The sequence below is a fragment of the Streptomyces viridifaciens genome (genome assembly GCF_001888885.2).
GTDB classification, from domain to species: Bacteria; Actinomycetota; Actinomycetes; order Streptomycetales; family Streptomycetaceae; genus Kitasatospora; species Kitasatospora aureofaciens.
Genome location: NZ_CP090841.1, coordinates 1,257,386 through 1,276,615, shown reverse-complemented (window position 1 = coordinate 1,276,615; position 19,230 = coordinate 1,257,386). Strand labels below are relative to the sequence as shown.

At 72.9% G+C, this 19,230-nt stretch carries 18 protein-coding genes; 10 read left to right on the top strand and 8 right to left on the bottom strand.

Annotated elements, in window-relative coordinates:
* Positions 1-64 precede the first annotated feature (64 nt).
* Genes BOQ63_RS13170 through BOQ63_RS13155 form a run of 4 tightly spaced genes read right to left on the bottom strand, consistent with a single transcriptional unit; the run spans position 65 to position 4,012 of the window.
* On the bottom strand, positions 65-1,063 hold the full coding sequence (locus BOQ63_RS13170) for an ABC transporter substrate-binding protein (protein ID WP_030283109.1): 999 nt from the start codon (positions 1,061-1,063) through the stop codon (positions 65-67).
* A gap of 47 nt (positions 1,064-1,110) precedes the next feature.
* Positions 1,111-1,989: an ABC transporter ATP-binding protein gene (locus BOQ63_RS13165; RefSeq protein WP_046387175.1), complete on the bottom strand. Its 879-nt coding sequence runs from the start codon at positions 1,987-1,989 to the stop codon at positions 1,111-1,113.
* Positions 1,989-3,068 (bottom strand): FecCD family ABC transporter permease, encoded by a 1,080-nt coding sequence (locus BOQ63_RS13160; RefSeq protein ID WP_079183580.1) that lies wholly within the window; start codon positions 3,066-3,068, stop codon positions 1,989-1,991. The genes BOQ63_RS13165 and BOQ63_RS13160 overlap by 1 nt, the downstream gene beginning before the upstream one ends.
* Positions 3,065-4,012, bottom strand: coding sequence for a FecCD family ABC transporter permease (locus BOQ63_RS13155; protein ID WP_046387176.1), 948 nt, complete (start codon positions 4,010-4,012; stop codon positions 3,065-3,067). Before BOQ63_RS13155 ends, BOQ63_RS13160 begins: the two co-directional genes overlap by 4 nt.
* A 249-nt stretch (positions 4,013-4,261) precedes the next feature.
* Here BOQ63_RS13155 and BOQ63_RS13150 point away from each other — a divergent pair, with 249 nt between their 5' ends.
* Positions 4,262-5,155 carry an iron-sulfur protein gene (locus BOQ63_RS13150; protein WP_223885919.1) on the top strand — a complete coding sequence of 298 codons (894 nt, stop codon included), beginning with the start codon at positions 4,262-4,264 and terminating at the stop codon, positions 5,153-5,155.
* Positions 5,156-5,169: 14 nt separating this feature from the next.
* Here BOQ63_RS13150 and BOQ63_RS13145 read toward each other — a convergent pair whose 3' ends face one another.
* Complete coding sequence (locus tag BOQ63_RS13145) at positions 5,170-5,535, bottom strand: DUF6191 domain-containing protein (protein ID WP_037829286.1); 366 nt, start codon at positions 5,533-5,535, stop codon at positions 5,170-5,172.
* A 93-nt stretch (positions 5,536-5,628) separates the two neighbouring features.
* Between BOQ63_RS13145 and BOQ63_RS13140 the strand changes: the two genes are divergently transcribed.
* The 5 genes from BOQ63_RS13140 to BOQ63_RS13120 all read left to right on the top strand — a co-directional run bounded on the left by BOQ63_RS13140 (position 5,629) and on the right by BOQ63_RS13120 (position 11,927).
* Complete coding sequence (locus BOQ63_RS13140) at positions 5,629-6,390, top strand: dienelactone hydrolase family protein (protein WP_072654292.1); 762 nt, start codon at positions 5,629-5,631, stop codon at positions 6,388-6,390.
* 162 nt (positions 6,391-6,552) lie between these two features.
* Positions 6,553-7,476, top strand: coding sequence for an alpha/beta fold hydrolase (locus tag BOQ63_RS13135; RefSeq protein WP_050366454.1), 924 nt, complete (start codon positions 6,553-6,555; stop codon positions 7,474-7,476).
* 107 nt (positions 7,477-7,583) lie between these two features.
* Complete coding sequence (locus tag BOQ63_RS13130; RefSeq protein WP_078867258.1) at positions 7,584-9,515, top strand: serine/threonine protein kinase; 1,932 nt, start codon at positions 7,584-7,586, stop codon at positions 9,513-9,515.
* Positions 9,512-9,778: a glutaredoxin domain-containing protein gene (locus tag BOQ63_RS13125; RefSeq protein WP_030283093.1), complete on the top strand. Its 267-nt coding sequence runs from the start codon at positions 9,512-9,514 to the stop codon at positions 9,776-9,778. The genes BOQ63_RS13130 and BOQ63_RS13125 overlap by 4 nt, the downstream gene beginning before the upstream one ends.
* A 553-nt stretch (positions 9,779-10,331) precedes the next feature.
* Positions 10,332-11,927 carry a M4 family metallopeptidase gene (locus tag BOQ63_RS13120; protein ID WP_078867269.1) on the top strand — a complete coding sequence of 532 codons (1,596 nt, stop codon included), beginning with the start codon at positions 10,332-10,334 and terminating at the stop codon, positions 11,925-11,927.
* A gap of 333 nt (positions 11,928-12,260) precedes the next feature.
* Here BOQ63_RS13120 and BOQ63_RS13115 read toward each other — a convergent pair whose 3' ends face one another.
* The gene (locus BOQ63_RS13115; RefSeq protein WP_046387088.1) at positions 12,261-12,665 is read right to left on the bottom strand and encodes a winged helix-turn-helix transcriptional regulator; all 405 of its coding nucleotides are present in this window, start codon (positions 12,663-12,665) and stop codon (positions 12,261-12,263) included.
* A gap of 98 nt (positions 12,666-12,763) precedes the next feature.
* On the opposite strand from BOQ63_RS13115, the gene BOQ63_RS13110 reads away from it, so the two are divergent.
* On the top strand, positions 12,764-13,429 hold the full coding sequence (locus BOQ63_RS13110) for an NADPH-dependent F420 reductase (RefSeq protein WP_072654291.1): 666 nt from the start codon (positions 12,764-12,766) through the stop codon (positions 13,427-13,429).
* Between the two features lie 132 nt (positions 13,430-13,561).
* Here BOQ63_RS13110 and BOQ63_RS13105 read toward each other — a convergent pair whose 3' ends face one another.
* Both BOQ63_RS13105 and BOQ63_RS13100 read right to left on the bottom strand, forming a co-directional pair.
* Positions 13,562-14,527, bottom strand: coding sequence for an ABC transporter substrate-binding protein (locus tag BOQ63_RS13105; RefSeq protein ID WP_072654290.1), 966 nt, complete (start codon positions 14,525-14,527; stop codon positions 13,562-13,564).
* Positions 14,528-14,624: 97 nt separating this feature from the next.
* Positions 14,625-15,413 carry a MerR family transcriptional regulator gene (locus BOQ63_RS13100; protein WP_046386456.1) on the bottom strand — a complete coding sequence of 263 codons (789 nt, stop codon included), beginning with the start codon at positions 15,411-15,413 and terminating at the stop codon, positions 14,625-14,627.
* 224 nt (positions 15,414-15,637) lie between these two features.
* Between BOQ63_RS13100 and BOQ63_RS13095 the strand changes: the two genes are divergently transcribed.
* Genes BOQ63_RS13095 through BOQ63_RS13085 form a run of 3 tightly spaced genes read left to right on the top strand, consistent with a single transcriptional unit; the run spans position 15,638 to position 19,211 of the window.
* The gene (locus tag BOQ63_RS13095; RefSeq protein ID WP_079183579.1) at positions 15,638-17,281 is read left to right on the top strand and encodes a flavin-containing monooxygenase; all 1,644 of its coding nucleotides are present in this window, start codon (positions 15,638-15,640) and stop codon (positions 17,279-17,281) included.
* On the top strand, positions 17,278-18,309 hold the full coding sequence (locus BOQ63_RS13090) for an alpha/beta fold hydrolase (protein ID WP_072654288.1): 1,032 nt from the start codon (positions 17,278-17,280) through the stop codon (positions 18,307-18,309). Before BOQ63_RS13095 ends, BOQ63_RS13090 begins: the two co-directional genes overlap by 4 nt.
* Entirely contained in the window at positions 18,306-19,211 is a 906-nt protein-coding gene (locus BOQ63_RS13085; RefSeq protein WP_030283080.1) for an SDR family oxidoreductase, read from the top strand. The genes BOQ63_RS13090 and BOQ63_RS13085 overlap by 4 nt, the downstream gene beginning before the upstream one ends.
* The last annotated feature ends 19 nt before the right edge of the window (positions 19,212-19,230 follow it).

The following is a 19,230-nucleotide window of genomic DNA, read 5'->3' as shown; positions in this document are numbered from 1 at the left end:
GTTGTTCGTTGTGCGTTGTTCGCTGCTCCTCCTCAGCCGAGGGCGGGCGAACAGCGGGCAACGGCTACTCGGGCGCGTCCACGCCCGCCGCCTTCGCGATGTCGACGAGCATCGCGTCCGCGGCCTGGACGCCGATGCCGGACATCCAGGTCTCGTCCGGCACGGTGAAGACCTTGCTGTCCTTGACGGCGTTCAGGCCCTGCCAGACCGGGGTCTGCTGGACCTCGCTCTCCTTGGTCTTGGACGGGTCGTCGGCGGTGGTGACGAACACCAGGTCGGCGTCGGCCTGGTTGATCTGCTCCGCGCTGACCTCGATGATGTTCTTGTCCACGTCCTGCGAGGTCGGGCGGGCCAGGCCCACGTCCTTGAGCACCACACCGCTGTAGGAGGCCTTGGCGTACAGGCGGGTCGGGCCGGCCACGAAGCGGACCACCGAGGCGGTCGGCATCTTCCCGTTGTACTTCGCCTTGATCGCCTCGCCCAGCTTGTGCGCCCGCTCCTCGTAGTCGGCGAGCGCCTTCTTCGCCTCGTCCTCCTTGCCGAGCGCCTGGGCGTACAGCGCCAGGTTCTCCTTCCACGGGAACCCGGTGGTCTCGGCCAGCACGGTCGGCGCGATCGCGTTCAGCTGGTCGTACACCTTGGCGTGCCGGACCTTGGAGGAGAGGATCAGGTCGGGCTTCAGGGAGGCGATCAGCTCCAGGTTCGGCTCGTTCATCGGGCCGACGTCCTTGGTGTCCTTGATCCTGTCCTTGAGGTAGTTCGGGAACCCGCCCTCGGTTTTCATGTGCGGGGACACCGCGCCGACCGGCGTGATGCCGAGCAGCGTGACGTCGTCCAGCTCTCCGCTGTCCAGCACCACGACGCGCTTGGGCTGCGACTTGATCTGGGCCGTCCCGGCGGCGTGCTTGACGCTGCGCGGGAACCCGGCGGCGGTGCCCGACGGGGCGGCGGAGGACGCGGAGCCCCCGCCCGACGTGGACGTGTCCCCGCTGCTGCCGCAGGCGGCGAGGAGCGTGGCGGAGAGCGTGACGGCGAGGACGGCGACGGGGAGTCGGCGGTTCATCGGGAATTCCTTGGATCGGGTCGAACGGGGGGATGGGAAAGGGGGGTTCACGCGGGAACGGAGGCGGAAGCAGCCGCGGAGGCGGGAGCAGTGGCAGAGGCGGAGGCGGGAGCAGCGGCCGCGGCCCGGGTGCGCGCCCGCGGCACGACCAGCGGCGTACCGGTCTCCGGGTCGGGCACCACCCGGCACGGCACGCCGAACACGGACTCCACCAGCTCGGCCGTCAGCACCTCGGTGGGCGGACCGGCCGCCGCGAGCCGCCCGTCCTTGAGCACCACCAGGTGGTCGGCGTACCGCGCGGCCTGCCCGAGGTCGTGCAGCACCATGACGACAGTGCGCCCGGCCTCGGCGTGGAGGTCGGCGACCAGGTCGAGCACGTCGAGCTGGTGGCGCAGGTCGAGGAAGGTGGTCGGTTCGTCGAGCAGCAGCAGGTCGGTCTCCTGGGCGAGCGCCAGCGCGATCCACACCCGCTGGCGCTGCCCGCCGGAGAGCCGGTCGACCTGCCGGTCGCGCAGTTCGGCGGTGCCGGTGCGGGTCAGCGCCTCCTCGACCGCGGCCTGGTCGGCCTTGGACCAAGGGCTGAGCATCCGCTGGTGGGGGTAGCGTCCGAGCCGCACCAGCGCCTCGACGGTGACCGCCTCGGGCGTGACCGGTTGCTGCGGCAGCAGGCCCATCCGCTTGGCCAGCGTCCGGGCGGGCATCCGGTGGATGTCGGCGCCGTCCAGGGTGACGGTGCCGGCGGCCGGGTCGAGCAGCCGGACGAGGCCGCGCAGCAGGGTCGACTTGCCGCAGGCGTTCGGTCCGACGATCGCGGTGACGGCGCCGCCGGGCAGTTCGAGGTCGAGGCCTTCGAGGATGGTGCGGTCGCCGTAGCGCAGCCCGAGGCTGTGGGCGGCGAGCCGGTTGACGTCGGTGGTGCTGGTCATCAGCTGCTCCTCTGGGGAAGCCGGCCCTGGCGGATCATCAGCACCAGGAGCCAGGGCGCGCCGAGGGTGGCGGTGACGGCACCGACCGGCAGGCCGTGGACGGGGATCACGTGGAGCACGAGGAGGTCGGCCGAGAGCAGCAGCACGGCGCCGGTGAGCGCGGTGAGGCCGAGCGTGCCGAGGGTGGGCGGCCCGGCGAGCAGCCGGACCAGGTGGGGCACGGCGAGCGCGACGAAGGCGACCGGCCCGGTGAGGGCGGCGGCCAGCGAGGCGAGCGTGATGGTGAGCAGCAGTAGCCAGAGCCGGTCCCGGGCGGGGTTCAGGCCGAGGCCGCCGGCCGAGTCGTCGCCGAGGTCGAGGACGGCGACCCGCCGCTGGCAGAGCAGCAGGGCCGCGGCGGTCAGCGCGATGGCGGTGCCGCCGATCCACACCTCGGTCCAGTTGCGTCCGTACAGCGAGCCGGTGGTCCACTGCATCGCGGAGGAGGCCAACTCGGCCGGGAACCGTACGATCATCAGGTTCACGGCGGCCGCCAGGCCCTGCTGGACCGCCAGGCCGACCAGGACCAGCCGGGTGACGGCCATCTTCGACCGCCAGGCGAAGCCGCCGAGCAGCATCGCGGCGAGCAATCCGCCGCCGACGGCGGCCAGCGGGATCAGCTGCTGCGAGGCGCCGGTGGCGAGCATCAGCACCGCGCCGAAGGAGGCGCCGCCGGTGATGCCGATGGTGTCGGGGGCGGCCAGCGGGTTGCGGAAGAGTCGCTGGAGCATCGAGCCGGCCATCGCCAGTCCGGCGCCCGCGATCAGCGCGGACACCACTCGGGGTGCCCGGAACTGCTGCACCACCAGCACGTTGCCGGGCTCGCCCTGACCGAACAGGGCGCGCAGCGCGTCCCAGGCGGAGATGCTCACCTGGCCGGTGCCGAGCGCGACGCCGGTCAGCAGCACCAGCAGTGCGAGGGCGAGCAGTGACCAGGCGGCGGTCCGGGCCCGGCGACGGGTGATCGCGCCCGTCCGACGGGTCCGTGTGGTCGGCGCGGTCGGTGCGGTGAGCCTCGTCGGGTCGGTCGGCGCGGTCACTTGGCCACCTTCCGGGCCAGCACGGCGAGCAGCGGAGCGCCGAGGAAGGCGGTCACGATGCCCACCTCGATCTCGGAGGGCCGCACCACGAGCCGGCCGAGCACGTCGGCGGCGAGCAGCAGCAGCGGCCCGGTGATCAGACAGCCGGGCAGAAGCCAGCGGTGGTCGTTGCCGAGCAGCGGACGGACCAGGTGGGGTGCCGCCAGTCCGATGAACGCCACCGGTCCGGAGACGGCGACCGCGCTGCCCGCGAGCAGGACCACGGCCAGTCCGCCGACCACCCGGATCCGGGCCACCGGCACGCCCAGCGACTGGGCGGTCTCGTCACCCAGGGCCAGCGCGTTGAGCGCGGGCGAGATCGCGAAGGCGGCCACCAGGCCGAGGACCAGGAACGGCAGGACCGGGGTGAGGGTGTCCAGGTGCCGCCCGGCGATCGAGCCGGCCAGCCAGAAACGGGCCTCGTCCAGGGTGCGGTGACTGGCCAGCATCAGCGCGGAGGTCCAGGAGGTGAGCACCACGGTGAGCACGGTGCCGCCCAGCGCGAGCCGGACCGGGTCGAGGTCCCCGCCGCGCCGGGACATCGCGTACGCGGCGACGGCGGCGACGGCCGCCCCGGCGAAGGCGAACCAGACGTACTCGGCCGGGCGGGAGAGGTCCAGCGTGTAGATCGCGGCGACCACGGCCAGGCTCGCGCCGGCGTTGATGCCGAGGGTGATCGGTGAGGCCAGCGGGTTGCGGGTGACGCCCTGGGCGACCGCCCCGGCGACACCGAGCGCGGCGCCGACGGCCAGCCCGATGAGGGTGCGCGGGACCCGAAGGCCCGTCACCACGTCGGCGTCACCGCCATGGGCGGCACCGGTGAGGGCGTCGACGACGGTGGCCAGCGGGACGGATCGGGAGCCCAGCGCAAGGCTCAGGGCGGCGCACAGCACGAGCGCGCCCATACCGGCGACCAGCAGCAGGGGCCGCCGGACCGCCGAGGAACGAGGCGTGGCCGGGGTTGTCGCGGGCGGCGGTTCGGTTCTCAACACGAGTCGATATCTTAGGTTAGGTTTACCTAAGTTCGTCAAGGCGGGTTCGCCCGTCGAGGTGGATCGCCCGTTCCGGCGAAAGGGTGGTTGGTGCACACTCTGAGGCATTGTAAGGTGAGCCTCACCTTAATCGATCACTCGGAGTCGATCTCGGGAGCGCCGATGGTCCCCGGAACACCCCTGCCCGTCCTCTCCCGGCGGCGGCCCGTCGCCCTGACCGGCGACTACGAGCGGCTGCGCGGGCTCTGCCCGGCGCTCCGGCTGCGCCTGCTCGACCCCGCCGCGCCCGACCCGTCGGCTGCCGACGGCTGGTACTCCGGGGCCCAACTCGCCACCCACGAAGGGGCGCTGGCCGCCGCCCTGGCCGGCGAGGAGTCCCGGATCACCGCCGAGCACGGCCGCGCGCCGCGCCCGCACGTCACCGCCTCCCGGCTGCTCCACCACTACGTCTGGTCGGTCTGCCTGCTCATCGCCGGCCCCTGGCACCTCGGCCGACGGGTCCCCGCCCTCGGCCTCGCCGACCTTTGGCTGCACGCCCCCACCGGCGAACTCGCACTGCGTCCGGGCGGGCACGTCACTCGCCCCGGCGAGGACGAACTGCGCGCCGAACTGCGGGCCGCCGTGGTCGGCCACCTGGAACCGGTGCTCGCCGCATTCGCCGGCCCGACCCGGCGCCGCGACCGGGCGCTCTGGGGCATGGTGACCGACGACCTCGCCTCCGCCGTCTGGTACCTCGGCCGGATGCTCGACACCCGGAGCCGGGTTGCCGAGGCCGGGGAGGCCGGGGAGGCCGGGGAGGCCGGGCGGCGAACGGCCGTCGAAGGGCTGGCCGTTGCGGAGGACGCCGCCGTTGCCGCCGCCGGAGCCCTGCTGCCCGGCGGCACCCTGCCGCTGCCCGGAGCGGCCGACTTCCGCCGGTTGCGCTCCCCGGACGGCCGCGACCACCACACCCGCACCCGGCTCGGCTGCTGCCTCTACTACGCCGTCAAGCCCGAGGCCCTCGCCTGCCTGACCTGCCCGCGCACCGGCGACGAGGAGCGGCTTCGGCGGTTCTGACGGCGGTGCCTTCTCTACACCCGGGCGTCTGCGCTGCTCCCGCCGATGCCGCTGCTCCCGCTGCTCCCGCTGTTCCCGTCGCTGCTGTCATGGCGCAGCACCGCGACGCCCCGCTCCAGGTCCACCCCGAAGTGCGGCGGCGCCCCGGCCTGCGTGTCGTCCCGGCGTGTCGCCTGCTCCCGCCGCTGCTCGACCTGGATCCGCTTGCCCGGGCTGAACAGCGCGTACAGCTCGTCCAGTCCACCGCCGCCGCCCACCCCGACCCCCGGCGAGCGTTCGTGACGGCGCGGTGAGGACTCCGACCGGAGCTGCCAACTCGCCAGCGCCACCAGCCCGATCACCGCCGCGACCACGCACCCGACACCCACGATGAACCCCATGTCCAGCCCAACGCCGCACGGTCGCCCGGGCGTTCCCGGATGTTCGGGCCCACCGGCTAGGCTGCCCGCGGACCCTAAGGAGAGCTCTCACCCATGACCGTGCGCGGAACCCTCGTGGACATCCCGACGGCGGACGGCACCGCCGACGCCTACCTCGCCCACCCCGACGACGGCCGCCCCCACCCCGGAGTGCTGCTGTACCAGGACGCCTTCGGCCTCCGGCCCCACCTCCAGGCCATGGCCGACCGGATCGCCGAGGCCGGGTACACCGTCCTCGTTCCCAACGCCTACTACCGCAAGGGCCGCGCGCCGCTGGTCGAACTGCCCGAGCTGATCGACGTCGAGCAGTGCGCCGAGATCTACGCCCAGCTCGGCCCGCTGCTCGTCACCGCCACCGCGCCGGACGTGGCCGCCCGCGACGCGGACGCCTACCTGGCCTGGTTCGACGGCTCCCCGCTGGTCAAGGACGGCCCGATCGGCGTCACCGGCTACTGCCTCGGTGCCTTCCTCGGCCTGCGCACCGCGACAAGCCACCCGGACCGGGTCGGCGCAGCCGCCTGCTTCCACGGCGGCCACCTCGCCACCGACCGTCCGGACAGCCCGCACCTGGACGCCCGACGGATCACCGCCGAGGTGTACTTCGGCCACGCCGACCGGGACGACGCGATGCCGCCCGCGCAGATCGCCCGGCTGAGCGAAGCCATGACCGCGGCCGGCGTACGCCACCGGGCGGAGGTGTACGAGGGTGCCGGGCACGGCTTCACCCAGGCCGACACCACGCGCTACGACGCAGTCGGCGACGCCCGGCACTGGACGGCGCTGTTCGACCTGCTGAAGCGCAGCCTTCCTGCGTAACACCGGGCGGGTACCGGTCTGTTGGGCCCCGTCCACGCCCCCGTAAAGTGGGGCCGGGGCCCGCAGGCGCGGCCGGGAGGCGACGCCGGTCATCCGGTCGCTCGGCCGCCCGGTCGCACCGGATCGGCGGCCCCCGTCGACGCAGCACCGGGGGGACCGAACATGCCGAACCAGGGGAACAGCCGAACCGGCCGCGCGGTGGGCGGCGTTCGGGAGCTCATCGCCGAGGCGCTGGCCGAGCGCACTCCGGGCGGGGTGCGGCCGGGCGAACTCGACCGTGGCGGACGGGCGTTGCGCTGGGTGGAGACGGGCCCGGGCGAGGGCGTGCCGATCGTCCTGGTCGCGGGCTGCGGCGAATCCTCGCTCACCTGGGCGCCGCTGCTGCCCGAACTCGCCGAGCTGGGCCGGGTCGTGGCGTACGATCGGGCCGGGCTCGGTGCCAGCGCACCTGACCGCGCCCCTCGCCTGACGCTGGATGCGCAGGTCGAGGACCTGGCTGCTCTGGTGCGGTACCTGGACGCCGGACCGGCCGTACTGGTCGGGCACAGCTGGGGTGGTCAGCTGGCCCAACTCCTCGCTCGGCAGCGGCCGGAGCTGGTGGCCGGTCTGGTCCTGGTGGACCCGGCGCACGAGGAGTTCAGCCCGCGCGCCATCGCTCTCGCCGAGGTCGCCCTGCTCCGGTTCTCGCTGCTCCGGACGGCGATCGCACCCACGGCACCCGACCGCGGCGACGCCCTCGCCCGGGCCGGCGCGGCGGCCGTCGCCCGCCCGTACCAGCGGCGGGCGGTGCTCGCCGAGCACCGGCTGACCGGTCGCGCCGTTCCGGCGCTGCGCCGTCGGCGGGCCGCCGCCCCGCTGCCCGAGGTGCCGGTCACCGTGCTGAGCGCGACCGAGGGACTGCCGCGCTCCCTGCGCGCCCGGTTCACCGCCGCGCAGGCGGGGATCGCGGCGGGGGCCGACCGGGGCGTCCACACCGTCGTGCCCGGTGCCGGCCACTACGTCCACGCCGACCGGCCGCACGTGGTCGCCGCGGCCGTCCGGGAGGTGTCCGCCCCCGCCCGAATCGCCCGGAACGCCGGACATTGAGCTTCAACAACCACCTGCACAAGGCCTGCTGGGCCTGCGGCACCCTCTGGCACACTGTGTGCCGACGACCCGACGGGGAAGGGTCATGACACCTGGGGGCGGGGCGGATGAGTAGCGCGGGCACTGTGCTCGGCGGGCGGTACACGCTGGTCGAGAAGATCGGCGGCGGGGGGATGGGCGCGGTCTGGCGGGCCGATGACGAGGTGCTGGCACGACCGGTCGCCGTCAAGATCCTCCGCGCGGACCTGTTCGAGGACGACACCGCCGTCCAGCGCTTCCGCCGCGAGGCCCAGCTGGTCGCCGCGATCGACCACCCGGGCATCGTGGACGTCCACGACTACGGCGAGAGCGGCGGCGGCAGCAGCGGCCACGGCGACGGCGGCGAGGACGGTGACGAGCGCTGCGCGTACATCGTGATGGACCTGATCGAGGGCCGTCCGCTGGACCGGGTGCTCAAGGACGACGGCCCGATGAGCGCCGAGCGCGCCCTCGGCCTGCTCGCCGACGCCCTGGACGCGCTGCACGCCGCCCACCGGCGCGGGATCGTGCACCGCGACCTCAAGCCCTCCAACCTGATGGTGCGCGAGGACGGCGGGGTGGTCATCACCGACTTCGGCATCGCCCGGGCCGTCGCCAGCACCAAGCTCACCGCACCGTACGCGATCATCGGCACCGCGGCCTACATGTCCCCCGAGCAGGCCTCGGGGGAGGCCACCGGCCCGGCCTCCGACCTCTACTCGATCGGCGTGGTCTGCTACGAGCTGCTGGTCGGGCGGGTCCCCTACCTGGGGGAGGGGCCGCTGCAGGTCGCGCTCAAGCACGTCAACCAGCCGGTGCCGGAACTGCCGGAGACCTTCCCGGCGGCGGTGCGGGCGCTGGTCGCCACCGCGTTGGCCAAACGGCCCGAGGACCGCTTCGCGAGCGCCGCCGGGATGGCGGCGGCGGCCCGCGTGGCGATCGGCCTGCCGGGGGCGCCGCGCAGGGCGGTGGACAGCGGGACGATCGACCTGCGGCCGGGGGCGGGAGCGGTGCCCGCGGGTGCGGGGACTCCGGGCGCGCCCGACCAGGTCGTGAAGGCGGACCCGCGGGCGGACACCGAGCCGGGCGGACGCCGCTCGCGCCGCGCCCTGCTGCTGCCGATCGTCGTCCCGGTCGTCATCTCGATGGGCACGGCGACCGCGCTGCTGATCGACCGCAGCCCCGGCAACTCCGCCGCGGCCGTGCCACCCGCCGCCCAGCCGACCGTGGTGGTGACCGTCCCGGCGGCCCCGAGCACCACCACCCCGGCCGCCACCACCCCCGCGTCCGCGAGTGCGCAGCCGACGGACACCCCCTCGGGCAATCCGGCCGCCGACCAGCCGTCCGGCGGCCAACTGCCCGCACCGGTAACGGCCCAGGGCGGGAACGGCGGGAACGGCGCGGCCCAGGGCCACGGCGGCGGGGCCTCGAACGGCGGCTCCTCGGGCGGTTCGAGCGGCGGCTCGAACGGTGGCTCCTCCGGCGGGCAGGCCAACCAGCCCGCGGGTGGGGGCGGTGCGGCGAACCAGCCACCGGGCCATCCCGGCAACTCCACCTCGCAGGGCGGCACTTCCAGCGGTTCGCCCTCCGGCGGCAACCCGCCCGCCCCGCAGTCCCCGGCCCGGCCGGCCTCCTGCGGCGGCGACAGTTGGACCCGCATCGTCAGTGTCCAGTACGGCCTGCCGATCGGTATGGCCAGCGACAGCCTCGCGGCCTCCACCCCGATCGTCCTGGGCGGGGCCTCGCAGTACGGCTGGGTGGTAACGCCCGGCAACTGGTACCAGTACAACGCCTGCAACGCCAACGGCCCCCAGCTCGTCCAGGTCTTCCAGAGCGACGCCGTGACGCTCAGCCCCGGCATGACCTTCCTGAACAACTGGACGGTACAGAAGACCGCCTCGGGGACCTACACGCTGGCGGCGGGTCAGAGCTGCATGACCGCCAACGGTGAGGGCCGCAACATCACCATGCAGACCTGCACCCCCGGTCTCAAGGCACAGGAGTGGCGGTTCCAGCAATGACACGGAACGACGGCGTGGTGCTGTACTGGCGTCCCCTGTGCACCTACTGCATGAAGCTGCGCTTCGGCCTGCTCTTCACCCGGCTCCGCTACAGCCGGCGCTTCACCCGGGTGAACATCTGGAAGGACCCGGACGCCGCCGCCTTCGTCCGCTCGGTCGCGGACGGTAACGAGACCGTCCCGACGGCAACCGTGGGCGGCCGTCCGATGGTGAACCCCTCGCTGCGCCAACTGCTGGACGCGGCAAGGCAATACAGCGAGTAAGCGCCCGCTCACCGGGCGGCCGGCGCTATCAGACGGCCGCCCGCCCGGGCAAGGGCGGGCGGTGGCGGGACCTCGCCACCCGGGCGTCAAGAGTGTGTATGGAAAGTTCTACAGAGATGTAAAAGTCGATCGGTCGATGATCGATTTCGATCGCCGGACCAGCGACCGGTGGTCGATCTGTCGTCAGCGCAGGCGGTCGGCCCTGGTTCGAGTGGGAACCCACTGCAAGTCCGGGTGGATTGCCCCGATTTGATCACCACTTGAATCACTTTACCTACTGGCGGGACCTGGCCAATAACTGAGGCAGACCTGTCAATTCACCTGCTGGATTGTCATGCTTCTGTACACCCCTCAGCGGTAGCCCCCCACCCCCACCCCTCGGTGGCGAGCCGCTCGACCGCACGGGGTTTCAGCACGTCAGCGCCCGTTCCGCCCCACAGGTGCCGACCCCGGCCCCCGGGACGCGGTGCGACCGCGCCCACACGCGGTTTCCCGGAAGGACTCGTACGTGAAGCGAAAGCTCGCCGCTGTCGCCGTACTCTCGGCCACGGCCATGTTGACCGGTGTCGTCCAGGTTGCCACCACCGCCCAGGCCGCCCCCGCGGCCCCCTCGCTGCAGGCGCAGGCCGCCCAGCAGCGCGAGGCCGTGCTCGCGGTGGCCAACGGCCAGTCCGCCCCGCTGGCCGGGGCGCTCGGCCTCGGCGGCCAGGAGAAGCTGGTGGCCAAGGACGCCGTCGTCGACAAGGACGGCACCCGGCACCTGCGCTTCGAGCGCACCTACGCCGGCCTGCCGGTCATCGGCGGCGACCTGGTCGTCCACCAGAAGGCCGACGGCGCGGTGAAGTCGGTCGACAAGGCGGTCTCCGCCCAGATCGCGCTGCCGAGCCTGACCCCGAAGATCCCGGCGGACAAGGCCGCCGCCCAGGCCTCCGGCGCGGTCAAGGCGACCGTCGGTCAGACCATCGACTCCGACGAGTCCCCGCTGGTCGACGTCCACCAGACCGGCCAGGCCCAGCTGGTCGTCTGGGCCACCGACGGCAAGCCGCGGCTGGCCTACCGGACCACCGTCGAGGGCACCCGCGCCGACGGCACCCCGAGCGCGCAGATCCTCGTGACCGACGCGGCCAACGGCCAGGTCCTCTCCACCCACGAGAAGATCGAGACCGCCGCCGGCACCGGCACCGGAATCTTCGTCGGCCAGGTCCCGCTCAACACCAACCAGAACGGCTCGCAGTTCGAGCTCAAGGACACCGGCCGTGGCGGCCAGTCCACCACCGACATGAGCAACGGCGAGTCCGGCAGCGGGTCGCTGTTCGCCAACACCAGCAACAGCTTCGGCGACGGCACCAACAACAACCGCGAATCCGCGGCCGTGGACGCCCAATTCGGTGCCGCCACCACCTGGGACTTCTACAAGAACACCTTCGGCCGCAACGGCATCCGCAACGACGGCGTCGGCGCCCTCAGCCGGGTGCACTACGGCTCCAACTACGTCAACGCGTTCTGGAGCGACGACTGCTTCTGCATGTCGTACGGCGACGGCAACAACAACAGCGCGCCGCTCACCGAGATCGACGTGGCCGGCCACGAGATGTCCCACGGCGTCACCGCGGCGACCGCCGCGCTGAACTACTCGGGCGAGTCCGGCGGCCTCAACGAGGCCACCTCGGACATCATGGGCACGATGGTCGAGTGGTACGCCAACCTGCCCTCCAACCCGCCGAACTACTGGATCGGCGAGCTGATCAACCTGCGTGGCGACGGCAGCCCGCTGCGCTACATGGACCAGCCGAGCAAGGACGGCTCGTCGGCGGACTACTGGGACCCGAACGTCGGCAACCTGGACGTGCACTACTCGTCCGGCGTGGCGAACCACTTCTTCTACCTGCTCTCCGAGGGCAGCGGCGCGAAGAGCATCAACGGGTTCGACTACAACAGCCCGACGGCCGACGGCTCTTCGCTCGCGGGCATCGGCCGGGACAAGGCCGCGCAGATCTGGTACCGCGCGCTGACCGTGTACTTCACCTCGACGACCGACTACGCGGGTGCCCGTGCGGCCACCCTCAGCGCGGCGTCGGACCTGTACGGCGCGAACAGCGCCGAGTACAACGCCGTCGCGGCCTCCTGGACCGCGGTCAACGTCAACTGACTCGGGCCCGAACCGGGTCGGGCCCGAGTTGGGCAGGGCCGCCCGGGACGCGCCCGAGCGGGGCCCGGTCGGACTGTGGGTGCCGAACGGCCGGGCGTGACGGCGGGGGCGACGGTGTGCGGACCACCGTCGCCCCCGCCGTCCTGTGTGCGGCGCTGTCCTGGTGGACCATCGGGGAGACCGAAGATCTCCTGGTAGTAGCCTTTCGCAGCGGGGACGTCTGCCACGAAGGGCGTGATGACTTCCAGTTCGTCCGGACCGGTGTGCACGGGTGGCCTCCAGTTGTCGTGGGGTACGCGCGAAGCCGGGATGGCTTGCCGGACTGACGTGCCATCAGATCACTTTGTCGCCATGGAGTTCCTGGGAGGCCAGTACGGCGTCGCCGTGCACGGCCGCCCAGGCGCCGAGGGCGCGGATCGGGTCGAGCAGGGCGGTGCCGGCCTCGGTCAGCGTGTAATCGACGCGGGGCGGGGCCTCGGCGTAACGGCGGCGCTCCACCAGGCCGTTGTACTCCAGCCGGCGCAGCGACTCGTTGAGCACCTTCGGGCTGAGGCCGCCGATCCGGTCCAGCAGGGATCGGGGGCGCATCGGGCCGCACTCGCCGAGGACGTACACCACCACGCTGTCCCAGCGGTTGGCGATCACCTCGAAGGCCAGCCGGGCACGGCAGTCCGCGGCGAACAGCCCGCCGCCCAGGTCGTGGTCCGCCCGGTTTTCGATGACGTCCTCGGTCCCCATGCGTCCATCCTGCCCGATCCGTTGCCTACCGGGCGGTGTGCATCGGCCCGTCTAGCGTCCGGAGCGCGACATCGGACGTGATGAGGAGTGGATGGACCATGCGGATCGGGATTCTCGGTACGGGCTCCATGGCGGCCGCGCTCGGCGGGGCCTGGGTGCGGGCCGGGCACGAGGTGCGGGTGGGCGGGCGTGACGTGGCGGCGGCCCGGAAACTCGCTGTGGGGATCGGGGCCGTGGGTGGTGGCGAGCCGACGGAAGCCGTGCGCTTCGGAGAGGCGGTGTTGGTCGCGCTGCCGGCGACGGCGGCGGTGCCGGTGGTCGGGTCACTGGCGGGTGAACTGGCCGGGCGGGTGCTGCTGGACTGCACCGTGCCGATGGCCCCGGGCGCGGACGGACCGGCCCTGACCACGGCAGGAGCCAGGGATTCCGTTGCCCGGCGGCTCGCCTCGGCGGCTCCGGCGGCACGGGTGGTGAAGGTGTTCGGCATCTGCCACGAGAGCATCTGGTCGCTGCCGCGGCCGAGCTTCGAGGGTGCGCCGCTCGGGGTGCCGTACTGTGCGGACGACCAGGGCACCGGGGACCTGACCGCTGATCTGGTGGGCTCGATGGGCTGCGTGCCGGTGCACTGCGGCGGTCTCGACCGGGCAGGGCTGCTGGAGGCGGCGGCGGTGTTCGCGATCGGGGTGTGGTGGTCGGGCGGCGAGGCCCGGCACGTCTTCCCGTCTCCCGCGTTGGCGCCGGGGGCGGTGGACGACGCGGAGTAGAGGGCGGGTGGCGGAGCTCCGGTGACAGGAGATGAGTAACAACTAACAGATATCAGCGAACAGATGACAGCGAACAGGGTTCATCATCTGTCATCTGTCATCTGTCATCTGTCATCTGTTAGCTGTCCGCCGTCACGCCAGGTCCTTGCGGATCCGGTCCAGGATCAGCCCGGCACCGGTGTAGCCGATGCCGAGCATCCACAGGTCGTCGTCCACCTCGTACACCCGGCCGTTGCGGACGGCCTCCAGGTCCTTCCACAGCGCGCCCTCGGTGATCCTGGTGCGGTCGGACTTCGACGCGTCCCCGTACACCGAGTAGAAGATGACGTCGGCCGCCGCCTGGTCCACCTGCTCCGGGCTGATCTCCAGCGAGAACCCGGACTTGTCCTGGTTGGCCGGGCGGCCGAGGCCGAGGTCCTTGAACAGCGAGCCGACGAAGGTGTCGTTGAGGTAGAGCCGGGTGGGCGCGCCTGCCAGGAAGCGCGCCATCTCGACCCGGGTGGCCGCCGCCTTCGCCGGCCCGCCCAGCGCGGTGACCACGTCCCGCAGCTCCGTCCGGTACGTCGCGTCCACCGCCCCGGCCTCGCTCTGGCGGCCCATGGCCTCCGCGTGCAGTCGGACGTTCTCCTTCCAGGTCGGGCCGGTGGTCTTGGACAGCACCGTCGGCGCGATCTCGGACAGCTGGTCGTACCGCTTGTCGTCGCGGACCTGGTTGCTCAGGATGAGGTCCGGCCGCAGCGCCGCGATCGCCTCCAGGTTGGGCTGGCCGATCGTGCCGACCGCCTTCGTCCCGGCCAGCCGCTCGGCGGGCAGGTAGCCGGGGAACGGTGCGCCCTCGCTGACCGTCGTGGCGCCGACCGGGCTCAGTCCGAGGGTGACCACCGAGTCCAGGGCGTCGGTGTCCAGCGCCACCACCCGGCCGGCCCGGGCCGGTACGGCGCTCCTGCCGCGCGCGTGCTCGACCGTCCGGGTGCCGCCGGAGCCGGACGGGGCGCCGTCCGGTGCGGGGGAGCCGCTTCCGCAGGCGGCGATGGCCAGGCCCGGGGCGAGCCCCGCGGCGAGGCCGAGCGCTGCGCGGCGGCTGAGGGTTCGGGGCATCGGCGACTCCTCCAACGGACGGACACCTCCGCCGGCGGAGCAGTGGCCGCCGACGGCCGGACGGGGCCGCGGGAACCCTGCCCGCCGGGTGGCCCCGCTACGCCTCGGAGCCGTACTCCCGTCGCTGTCGCAGCAGTTCGGCGTACTCGGCCTGGACCCGGCGGTCCATCGCCAGGGTGAACTGGGCGTCGGCGACGGTGCGGGCGAGCGGCCGGACCCGCAGGATGCGCTCGGTGAGCCGGGCCGCCTCGCCGGGAGGCAGCGGGGTGTCGCCGGAGAGCGCGCTGAGCAGGTGCTCGCTGACCACCTCGATGAAGATCTCCGCGATGGCGTCGACGTACTCCCGGGTGCGACGGCTGGCGTCCAGGACGGCCGCGAGCGGGACGCCCTCGGCGACCAGCTCGGTGGTGGCGTCCATCAGCCGCCGGCTGACGTGGGTGATCCCGTCGTCCTCGATCGAGATGTAGCCCTGGGCGATCGCCTCGGCGGTGTTCTCCTCGGTGAGCTGGTCCCCGAAAGCGGTCTTCAGCTCCTCCCAGTCCAGCCGGACGGGGGTCTCGTCCGACCACGGGGCGACGATCGCGGCCTCCAGCCCGATCAGTCCGGCGACGTCCCGGCCGCTCTCGCCGGCGCCGATCAGTTCGGCGATCCCGCCCAGGGTGTGGCCGCGTTCGAGCAGTTCGCCGATCATCCGCAGCCGGGACAGGTGCTCCTCGCCGTACCAGGCGATCCGGCCCTCCTTGCGGGGCGGTTGGAGTAGTTTGCGCTCGCGGTAGAAGCGCAGGGTGCGAGTGGTGATCCCGGCCGCTTCGGCCAGTTCCTCCACCCGGTACTCGCGTTTTCTGTCGTCCGCGGCAGCTCTGACCTTGTCCACGGCGATCAGCATAGGTCCGGCACCTCGACGGGGGAGCCTCCGGGAACTCGGGGAACTGCCGGTGAATCCGGGCCGTCGTGCTTCTTCCATCCGGTGTCAGCAAGGGCTACCCTGCCAACCGTGCCAGTGATTACTGGCGCGATTGGCAGGGTTCCGGGGACGGTCCGGGAGGTTCCCGGACCGCGACCCCCGGAAGAGCGTGACGACCACCGCCCCACCCTTCAGAAGGAGGCCGCATGGCATCCAGCAGCAAGCGCCCCCGCTCCGGCGCGTCCGCAGCGACCGACCCAGGTGCTGCGACAGGCCCGGGCGCCGCGACAGGCCGGGGCGCTGCGGCGGACCCGGGCGCCGCGACCGGAACCGGCGCTGCGGCGGAGGCCGTACCGCACGTGCGGGTGGCGGTGATCGGCTCCGGGTTCGGCGGCCTCGGAGCGGCCGTCCGGCTTCGCCGCGCCGGGATCACCGACTTCGTCGTCCTGGAGCGCGCGGACTCCGTCGGCGGCACCTGGCGCGACAACAGCTATCCCGGCTGCGCCTGCGACGTGCCCTCGCACCTCTACTCCTTCTCCTTCGCGCCCAACCCCTACTGGCCGCGCAGCTTCTCCGGCCAGCCGGACATCCGCGCCTACCTGGAGAAGGTCGCCACCGTCTTCGGCCTCCGCCCGCACCTTCGCTTCAACACCGAGGTGCTGGAAGCGCGTTGGGAGAGTGAACAAATCCGCTGGCGGATCACCACCTCGGCCGGCCAGTGGACCGCCGACGCCGTGGTCTCCGCCGCCGGACCGCTCGCCGACCCGCAGATCCCCGACCTGCCCGGCCTCAGCACCTTCCCCGGCAAGGTGTTCCACTCCTCCCGCTGGGACCACGACTACGACCTGACCGGCAAGCGCGTCGCCGTGGTCGGCACCGGAGCCTCGGCCGCCCAGATCATCCCGTCGATCCAGCCGAAGGCCGGAAAGCTGACGGTCTTCCAGCGCACCCCGGCCTGGGTCCTGCCGCGCCGCGACCGGGAGATCACCCAGCTGGAGAAGTGGCTCCACGGCCGACTGCCGGTCACCGCCAAGATCCGCCGGGGCACCCTGTTCGCGCTCCGCGAGATCCAGGTGGACGCCTTCGTCCGCCGACCCGGACTGCTGCGCCTCGTCCAGCGACTCGCCGAACGCCACATCGCCCAGGGCATTGCCGACCCGGCACTGCGCGCCAAGCTCACCCCGGACTACCGGATCGGCTGCAAGCGGATCCTGCTCAGCAACACCTACTACCCGGCGCTCGCCGCCGCCAACACCGAGGTGGTCTCCTCGGGCCTGCGCGAGCTGCACGGCTCCACCCTGGTCGCGGCCGACGGCAGCGAGCACGAGGTGGACGCCATCGTCTTCGGCACCGGCTTCCACGTCACCGACATGCCCATCGGCGCCCGGGTGTTCGGGGTGAACGGGACGAGCCTGGCGGAGGAGTGGAAGGACGGCATGGAGGCGCTGCGCGGCTCCACCGTGCACGGCTTCCCCAACCTCTTCTTCGTGATCGGCCCCAACACCGGCCTCGGCAACAGCTCGATGATCCTCATGATCGAGTCCCAACTGAACTACATGATCGATGCGCTGACCACGCTCCACTCGGTCGGCGCCGCCGCCATGCAGCCCACCGTCCGCGCCCAGCGGCAGTGGAACCTGGAACTGCAGCACCGGATGGACCGCACCGTCTGGACCACCGGCGGCTGCCGCAGCTGGTACCTGGACCCGAGTGGCAGGAACACCGTGCTCTGGCCCGGCTCCACGACCTCCTTCCGGCGCGCCACCCGCAAGGTCGACCTCGGCGAGTACGAGCTGATCATGGCCACCGCCCCGACCGCCGCCCGAACCGTCCAGGAGGCCAACGCATGAGTTCCGTCCAGCTTCCCGCGGATTACGTACCGCCCACGCCCGTCGAGGAGTTGGGCATCCGCTCGGCCGACGGCATCCGGCTGCACGTCGAGGTGCACGGCCGGCCCGGGGCGCCCACCGTGGTGCTCTCCCACGGCTGGACCTGCTCGACCGCGTTCTGGGCCCCGGTGATCCGCCAACTCGCCGACCGCTACCGGGTCGTGGTCTACGACCAGCGCGGCCACGGGCGCAGCGAGATCCCGCCCAGCCGCGCCCGGTACTCCCCCCGGGCACTCGCCGAGGACCTGGCCACCGTGCTCGCCCGGACCGTTCCGGCGGGGGAGCGGGCGGTGCTGGCCGGGCACAGCATGGGCGGGATGACCATCATGGCCGCCGGTGGCCGACCCGAGGTCGCCGAGCGCACCGCCGCCAACGTCCTGATCTCCACCGGCCCGAGCGAGCTGGTCGCCGAACTCACCGTCCTGTCGGACGTCGTCCGCGCCCCGGGCCTGCGGCGCTTCCTGCACCGGCGGCTGCTGCGCTCCCGGATGCCGCTCGGTCCTGTCTCGGCGGTCAGCCGGGCGGCGCTCAAGTACGCGACAATGGGGCCGAGTTCGCCGGCCGGTCAGGTCGAGGCGACGGCCCGGATCGTGCACGCCTGCCCCGCCGCGGTCCGCTTCCACTGGGCCGGAGTGCTCGACCGCCTGGACGTACGGGCCGGGCTCGGCCGGGTCACCGCCCCCACCGCCGTAGTGGTGGGCACCGCGGACCGGCTGACCCCGCCGGTGCACGCTCACCGGATCGTCGCCGAACTGGCGGACCCACAGGGGTTGTTGCTGCTCCCGGGGGTCGGGCACATGGCGCCGCTGGAGCGGCCGGTGGAGGTCGCCGCCGAAATCCACCGGATGGCCGCCGCGCACCTGACCGGTGCCGCTTCCGATGCCGCCTCCGCCGCCGCCTCGGCCGCTGCTTCCGTCGATGCTCCCGCTGCTGCTTCCGTCCCTGCTCCCGTCGCCGTGCCCGTCGTTGAGAGGACCACCGTCGCATGAGCGCCGTCCCGCCGTTGTCCGCGCAGGTCGTCGTCGTCACCGGGGCCGCCCGCGGGGTTGGCGCCTCGCTGGCCCGTAGGCTGGCCCGGCGCGGGGCCAAGGTCGCGCTGCTCGGCCTGGAGCCGGAGGAGCTGAAGGCCGTCGCGGCGCAGTGCGGCGCGGCCGCCACGGCGTGGGAGGTGGACGTCACCGACCTGGAGGCGCTCAGTGACACCGCCGACCGGATCAAGGAGCACTACGGTCGGATCGACACCGTGGTCGCCAATGCCGGGATCGCGATCGGCGGACCGCTGGCCGACAGCGACCACCGGGCGTTCAGCCGGGTGATCGAGGTCAACCTGCTCGGCAGCGTCGCCACCGCGCGGGCCTTCCTGCCGGCGCTCGTCGAGAGTCGCGGCTACCTGCTGCAGATCGCCTCGCTCGCCGCGCTGACGCCCGCACCGCTGATGAGCGCGTACTGCGCCAGCAAGTCCGGGGTGGAGGCCTTCGCCCACTCGATCCGCGCCGAGGTCGCCTATCAGGGGGTCAAGGTCGGGGTGGGGTACCTGAGTTGGACCGACACCGACATGGTGCGCGGCGCCGACGAGGACACCGTGCTGAAGCAGATGCGCGGCCGGCTGCCGTGGCCGGCCAACAAGACCTATCCGCTGGAGCCCGCGGTGGACCGGATCGTCGCCGGGATCGCCCGTCGGTCCGCCCATGTGTACGCCCAGGCCTGGCTGCGCGGGATGCAGCCGGTCCGGTGGTTGCTGCCGAGCCTGATCGCGGTGGTCGGCTCCCGTGACGTGGCCAAGCTCGCCCCGCAGCTCGCGGCCACCGCCGCCTCGCGACTGCGCGCAGTCGGGGCCGGCGGCGCCGCGGACACGGCGGCGCGCACGACCCGGTCGGGGGCGGACGGCTGACGGCTGACGGCGAACGGTT

Excerpts from the sequence above, each read along its gene's own strand:
- BOQ63_RS13170 (WP_030283109.1), bottom strand. The coding sequence starts at position 1,063 with ATGAACCGCCGACTCCCCGTCGCCGTCCTCGCCGTCACGCTCTCCGCC.
- BOQ63_RS13165 (WP_046387175.1), bottom strand. The coding sequence starts at position 1,989 with ATGACCAGCACCACCGACGTCAACCGGCTCGCCGCCCACAGCCTCGGG.
- BOQ63_RS13155 (WP_046387176.1), bottom strand. The coding sequence starts at position 4,012 with ATGGGCGCGCTCGTGCTGTGCGCCGCCCTGAGCCTTGCGCTGGGCTCC.
- BOQ63_RS13150 (WP_223885919.1), top strand. The coding sequence starts at position 4,262 with ATGGTCCCCGGAACACCCCTGCCCGTCCTCTCCCGGCGGCGGCCCGTC.
- BOQ63_RS13145 (WP_037829286.1), bottom strand. The coding sequence starts at position 5,535 with ATGGGGTTCATCGTGGGTGTCGGGTGCGTGGTCGCGGCGGTGATCGGG.
- BOQ63_RS13140 (WP_072654292.1), top strand. The coding sequence starts at position 5,629 with ATGACCGTGCGCGGAACCCTCGTGGACATCCCGACGGCGGACGGCACC.
- BOQ63_RS13135 (WP_050366454.1), top strand. The coding sequence starts at position 6,553 with ATGCCGAACCAGGGGAACAGCCGAACCGGCCGCGCGGTGGGCGGCGTT.
- BOQ63_RS13130 (WP_078867258.1), top strand. The coding sequence starts at position 7,584 with ATGAGTAGCGCGGGCACTGTGCTCGGCGGGCGGTACACGCTGGTCGAG.
- BOQ63_RS13125 (WP_030283093.1), top strand. The coding sequence starts at position 9,512 with ATGACACGGAACGACGGCGTGGTGCTGTACTGGCGTCCCCTGTGCACC.
- BOQ63_RS13120 (WP_078867269.1), top strand. The coding sequence starts at position 10,332 with ATGTTGACCGGTGTCGTCCAGGTTGCCACCACCGCCCAGGCCGCCCCC.
- BOQ63_RS13115 (WP_046387088.1), bottom strand. The coding sequence starts at position 12,665 with ATGGGGACCGAGGACGTCATCGAAAACCGGGCGGACCACGACCTGGGC.
- BOQ63_RS13110 (WP_072654291.1), top strand. The coding sequence starts at position 12,764 with ATGCGGATCGGGATTCTCGGTACGGGCTCCATGGCGGCCGCGCTCGGC.
- BOQ63_RS13105 (WP_072654290.1), bottom strand. The coding sequence starts at position 14,527 with ATGCCCCGAACCCTCAGCCGCCGCGCAGCGCTCGGCCTCGCCGCGGGG.
- BOQ63_RS13100 (WP_046386456.1), bottom strand. The coding sequence starts at position 15,413 with ATGCTGATCGCCGTGGACAAGGTCAGAGCTGCCGCGGACGACAGAAAA.
- BOQ63_RS13095 (WP_079183579.1), top strand. The coding sequence starts at position 15,638 with ATGGCATCCAGCAGCAAGCGCCCCCGCTCCGGCGCGTCCGCAGCGACC.
- BOQ63_RS13090 (WP_072654288.1), top strand. The coding sequence starts at position 17,278 with ATGAGTTCCGTCCAGCTTCCCGCGGATTACGTACCGCCCACGCCCGTC.
- BOQ63_RS13085 (WP_030283080.1), top strand. The coding sequence starts at position 18,306 with ATGAGCGCCGTCCCGCCGTTGTCCGCGCAGGTCGTCGTCGTCACCGGG.